The organism is Streptomyces sp. 13-12-16, assembly GCF_002114215.1.
Lineage (GTDB): Bacteria > Actinomycetota > Actinomycetes > Streptomycetales > Streptomycetaceae > Streptomyces.
This window is the reverse complement of the sequence record NZ_NCTE01000328.1, coordinates 1-4648: the sequence shown is the minus strand read 5'-3', so window position 1 is coordinate 4648 and position 4648 is coordinate 1. Positions and strand designations below refer to the sequence as shown.

8 protein-coding genes and 1 riboswitch are annotated in these 4648 nt (G+C 71.2%); of the genes, 3 read left to right on the top strand and 5 right to left on the bottom strand.

The genetic code is table 11. The features are described 5' to 3' along the window. The coding region (locus tag B7767_RS13880; RefSeq protein WP_143652435.1) for an aminotransferase class I/II-fold pyridoxal phosphate-dependent enzyme at nucleotides 1-358 on the top strand (358 nt) is incomplete at its 5' end. A gap of 53 nt (nucleotides 359-411) precedes the next feature. Here the strand turns inward: B7767_RS13880 and B7767_RS13875 are convergent. Both B7767_RS13875 and B7767_RS13870 read right to left on the bottom strand, forming a co-directional pair. Next, nucleotides 412-636 carry a DUF397 domain-containing protein gene (locus B7767_RS13875; protein ID WP_085572457.1) on the bottom strand — a complete coding sequence of 75 codons (225 nt, stop codon included), beginning with the start codon at nucleotides 634-636 and terminating at the stop codon, nucleotides 412-414. A 9-nt stretch (nucleotides 637-645) separates the two neighbouring features. Then, on the bottom strand, nucleotides 646-1506 hold the full coding sequence (locus B7767_RS13870; RefSeq protein WP_085572456.1) for a helix-turn-helix transcriptional regulator: 861 nt from the start codon (nucleotides 1504-1506) through the stop codon (nucleotides 646-648). Nucleotides 1507-1718: 212 nt separating this feature from the next. Here B7767_RS13870 and B7767_RS13865 point away from each other — a divergent pair, with 212 nt between their 5' ends. After that, entirely contained in the window at nucleotides 1719-2180 is a 462-nt protein-coding gene (locus B7767_RS13865; protein WP_085572455.1) for an ATP-binding protein, read from the top strand. Nucleotides 2181-2219: 39 nt separating this feature from the next. Here the strand turns inward: B7767_RS13865 and B7767_RS13860 are convergent, their stop codons facing one another. The 3 genes from B7767_RS13860 to B7767_RS13850 form a co-directional block, all read right to left on the bottom strand. Then, nucleotides 2220-2693, bottom strand: coding sequence for a C40 family peptidase (locus tag B7767_RS13860; protein WP_085572454.1), 474 nt, complete (start codon nucleotides 2691-2693; stop codon nucleotides 2220-2222). A 3-nt stretch (nucleotides 2694-2696) separates the two neighbouring features. After that, a riboswitch (cyclic di-AMP (ydaO/yuaA leader) is annotated at nucleotides 2697-2899 on the bottom strand. A 334-nt stretch (nucleotides 2900-3233) separates the two neighbouring features. After that, nucleotides 3234-3542, bottom strand: a complete 309-nt coding sequence (locus B7767_RS13855; protein WP_030865466.1) for a hypothetical protein — start codon at nucleotides 3540-3542, stop codon at nucleotides 3234-3236. Between the two features lie 7 nt (nucleotides 3543-3549). Further along, nucleotides 3550-4185, bottom strand: a complete 636-nt coding sequence (locus B7767_RS13850) for an ATP-dependent Clp protease proteolytic subunit (protein ID WP_085572453.1) — start codon at nucleotides 4183-4185, stop codon at nucleotides 3550-3552. 68 nt (nucleotides 4186-4253) lie between these two features. On the opposite strand from B7767_RS13850, the gene B7767_RS13845 reads away from it, so the two are divergent. Continuing rightward, entirely contained in the window at nucleotides 4254-4541 is a 288-nt protein-coding gene (locus tag B7767_RS13845; protein ID WP_085572452.1) for a type II toxin-antitoxin system Phd/YefM family antitoxin, read from the top strand. Nucleotides 4542-4648 lie beyond the last annotated feature (107 nt).

Genomic DNA, 4648 nt, shown 5'->3' with positions numbered 1-4648 from the left:
CACGGGACTCGCCCCCGCCGCGGCGGGGGCGGCCCTGGCGGCCCTGCGACTGCTGCGCGGTGAGCCGGGGCGTGCGGCACGGGCGGGCGAGGTGGCGCGGGAACTGCACTCCCGGCTGACGGCCGCGGGTCTGGAAGCGGTGCGTCCGGACGCCGCGGTCGTCTCCGTGCGCGCCCCTTCCCCGGAGCAGGCCGTGCGATGGGCGGCCGACTGCCGGACGGCCGGCCTGTCCGTGGGCTGCTTCCGTCCTCCTTCCGTGCCCGACGGTGTCTCACGGCTCAGACTGACCGCCCGCGCGGACCTGTCCGGGGCGGAGATCGAACGCGCTGTACGGGTGATCGGCGAGACGCGGCCATGAGTCGGCGGGACACGGCCGTGGGTCGCTCGATGACGGGCCGACCGGTCGGGTCGTCAGCCGAGCGCGGTCACGAACTCCGTCCAACTGGCGGGGGAGAAGAGCAGCGCGGGCCCGTCCGGGGCCTTGGAGTCGCGCACGGCGAGCAGTCCGGCCAGAGGTCCGGCGGCCGGCCGGGCCGTCTCCACGCAGTTGTTCGCCCCCGTGCTGTAGCTGCTGCGCAGCCACCTCACACCGTGCGGTGCGAGACCGGAAGGGATGGTCCGAGGCGGTACGGGCATCGTGCCTCCTTACGCGCCGGCGGCTGTGCCGGCGATGAAATCCAACGAGTCCTCGGGTGAAAGGGCGTGGACCGAGAGGGCGTCGAAGGCCTCCGAGTACACCCGGAGGTCTTCTTTCCGCTCCAGATGGAGGCTACTCGTCAAGTGGTCGAGAACAACCACGTCCAGATCAGAAGTGCGCGAAAATGAAAAGATTACGAAAGGACCGGTCACGCCGATGTGCGCGCCGGCACTGAACGGCAGGACCTGCAACCGCACTTGGGGCAGACGGGCCGCCTCGACCAGCCGGTCGAGCTGACGGGTCATCACGCCGGGGCCCCCGACCTCCCGGCGCAGCACCGCCTCGTCCAGGACCGCGCTCAGCTCCAGCGGCGGTGTCGCCCGCAGCACGTCCTGCCGGGCCAGCCGCACTTCCACCAGCGTGTCCAGGCGCTCCTCCGACGCGTCCTCCAGGGCCGCCTCCGTCACGGCGCGCGCGTACTCCGGTGTCTGCAGCAGACCCGGGATCACCGTGGTCTCCAGGGTGCGCATCGCGCTGGCCTGCGACTCCAGGCTGATGAAGTCCCGGTAGGTCGGCGGCAGTACGCCCCGGTAGGCGTGCCACCAGTGGTGCCGTCCGTCGCCGTCCCCGGAGCCCGACAGCGTCAGCAGCAACTCCCGCAGCTGTGGGTCGGCCACGCCGTAGACGTCGAGCAGTAACCGCACGTCGGCCGGTTTCACCCCGCTCGTGCCCGTCTCGATCCGGCTCACCTTCGACTGGTGCCAGCCCGCGAGGCGGGCCGCCTCACCGCTGGTGAGTCCCGCCGAGGTGCGCAGCGCGCGCAGTTCGGCGCCCAGTTTGCGGCGGCGCACCGCGGGACCGTGCTGCATGGACTTCTCCTTACTCCTTCCGAGTCGCCCGGATACGGTCTCCCGTCGCAGAGTTCACCGTTTTGAGCGACAGATATATGCACATCTTGGCGGATCGCCGTCCTGCGCCGTGCGGGGATGGCAGTCTGACGGCGAAGCACCAGTGCGGGACCGTACTCGAACCATCCGCTCCGTGTCGGACTGCGGTCCCGTGGGAAAGGGACGACGTCGCCATGGCAGACCATCTGGAAGCATCCGTCACTCTGCCGAGCGATCCCGCCTCGGTCTCGGCCGCCCGTGCCCATGTGGTGGGCACACTGGAGGAATGGGGCATGCCGGCGGACGCGGAACTGTGCGACACCGTCCGGCTGATCGTCTCCGAACTCGCCACCAACGCGGTGCAGCACACGTTCGGGCAGTCGCCCACGTTCACCGTGGACGTCGTCCTGGTCCGTGACGAACGGGTGCACATCGGTGTCACGGACAGCCACCCGCGGTTCCCCAAGCGGCTGCCCGCGGCGGTCCAGCAGGACAACGGCCGCGGGCTGGTCATCATCCGCTGGCTGACCGTGGAATGCGGCGGCAGGCTCAGAATCCGCCCCACGCGCGAGGGCGGCAAGACCGTGTCGGTCGAACTCCCGTGGACCGTCCGGCCCGCCGAGGCGGTCACGGCGGCCGGGCAGCAGGAGCAGTAGCCGGGCGGCGGTGTTCCCGGGACACCGCCGCCCCCGGGGTCACCTCACCCGGCCGTAGGAGACGCTGCGGGTCCAGATCTTCTGCAGGCGCACCACGTCCCCGGTCTTCGGGGCGTGCCAGATCTTGCCCTTACCCGCGTAGATGCCGACGTGGTAGACGTAGCCGCCCGAGTGGAAGAACACCAGGTCTCCCGCCTTGCGGTTCCCGGCGGAGATGTGACGCGTCTTGTTGTACTGCTGGGCGGCGGTGCGCGGCAGCTTCTTGCCGGCCTTCTTGAACGAGTACAGCGTCAGACCCGAGCAGTCGAACCTGTACGGTCCCGTGGCGCCCCACTGGTAGGGCGAGCCCTTCTTGGAGGCGGCGACGCTCAGCGCCTTGGCGGCGGAGCTCGCGGCGGCCGCCTCCGAGGCGGCGCCGGGGACCACGATGGAGCCGCCCACGGCGGCCAGGGTGAGGGCCGAGGCCGTGCCGGCCCGGGCCATGAGAGACGGGACACGATTGAGCGCAGTCATGCGCAACCCTTCGTCAGCCGCCTGTGAAGGATGACCTGTCGGATTCGGGCTGGCGAAGTGGCCCGGCCGCACACGTGCGGCTTCACCCCAAGGACTGCTCGGAACTGACGTCCCGGCGGCCCGTCGTGCTTGGGTCCTCCACTCCTGCCGATCCACTCCTGTCGACCGGTCATCCGGGCGGCGGCAGGACTCGGCGTCCGCCCGGATCGCCCCGCCGCGGCGGCGGGGGCTTGTCGTCAGTCAGGGATCTTGGCTCATGGCGCGGTCGAAATCCCAACGGAACGTGGGGTTTGTGTTGTTACTCACCAATCACCCGTTCGGGTGGACGCCTCCGTGTTCGGACCCTCTCCGAGGGCCCGGGGGAGCCGCGGACCAGGGGCGGAAAGCATCGTTCCGGCCGTGCGGTACGCGCGTTGCGCAACTCCGGGCGCCCGAAAACAGCAGGTTCGTCTACGCCGGACGGGGGTACGCCTTTTGGTCCGTTTCAACCCCGGCCGGGGCACGCCGTCGACCGGGGCCGCCGTCCGGGGCCCCCGCGTGTCAACTGCCGGGGGCCGGCGGCAGCGTGACCCTGGCCGTGCGCCGTTCGCCGTCCAGCACGCGCAGGGCGCGGGCCAGCGTGCCGGAGTGCAGTTCGCTCTCGCCGCGCCGGTGCATCAGGGTCAGCGCGTCGCGCAGCGCGACGGCCTTGCCGACCAGCGCCTGAGCCGCGCGCAGTCCGCGGTAGGTGTCACCGCCCAGGGCCGGGTTGACCCGGCCGAGCAGGTCGACGGCCTCGAGGTAACGGTCGATCAACTCGGCCTCCGCGCGGGTCAGCGCGGGCAGCGGCGGCAGCTCCGGTGGCAGCATCCGCGGCTCACCTCGCGCCGGAGGCGGGGGACGGGCTCCTGCGGTCGGGCACGATCCGGTCCGCCAGGCCGTACTCCACCGCCGCCCGTGCGTCGAGGACCTTGTCCCGCTCGATGTCCGCCCGGACCTGCTCCGGGGTGCGGCCCGTGTGCCGGACCAGGATCTCCTCCATCCGCGACCGGATACGGGTCAACTCCTCGGCCTGGATCGCCAGATCGCCGGCCTGTCCCTCGACCGGCTCCAGGAGGGAGGGCTGACGGAGCACCAGGCGGGAACCGGGCAGCAGCAGTCGCTTGCCCGGGGTGCCGGCGGCCAGCAGCAGCGCGGCGGCGCCCTCCGCCCGGCCCAGGCAGATCGTCTGCACGTCGCAGGAGACGTAGCGCAGCGTGTCGTAGATCGCCGACATGGCGTGGAAGGAGCCGCCGGGGGAGTTGACGTAGAGCGAGACGTCCCGGTCGGGGGAGTGGTGCTCCAGGTACATGAACTGCGCCATCACGTCGTTCGCGGAGGTCTCGTCGATCTGTGTCCCGAGGATGACGATCCGCTCCTCGAGCAGCTTCGAGTAGGGGTCCGTCGTCCGGTTCCCCGATGCCGTGCGTTCGGTGAGCTCGGGCAGGACGTGGCGGGCGGACGGTCGGGTCATGGGAGCCCCTCCTGTCTGGTTGTCTCTGTAAAAAATGTACAGGACGTACGTGACGTTATGATGGGTCCATGGCCTACGAGATTCCGGTTACCCAAGCCAGGGCTGAGCTCGCCGACCTCATCAACCGCGTGGTGTACGGCGGTGAGCGCGTCGTCGTGACCCGGCACGGAAAACCCCTCGTCGCCCTCGTCTCCGCCGATGACCTGCGACGACTCGAAGAGCTCAAGGGGGCGCCGGAGGCCGCCGAGGAGCAGGTGATCAGCACGGTGGCCGGTGTCCGTGAGGCCGCGTCCGCTCCCCGCGAACGGCAGCGCTTCGGCATCGCGGCGGAGCACCGGGGGGCGGCGGGCTCGTAGACCCCCGCGACAGGACCGCGCACCCCCGTCCGCTGCGGCGGGGACGCGCGGTCGTTCCGTGCGGCCGGGGGCGGCCGGTCAGCCGACCGGGGCCAGGCCGGGCTCGG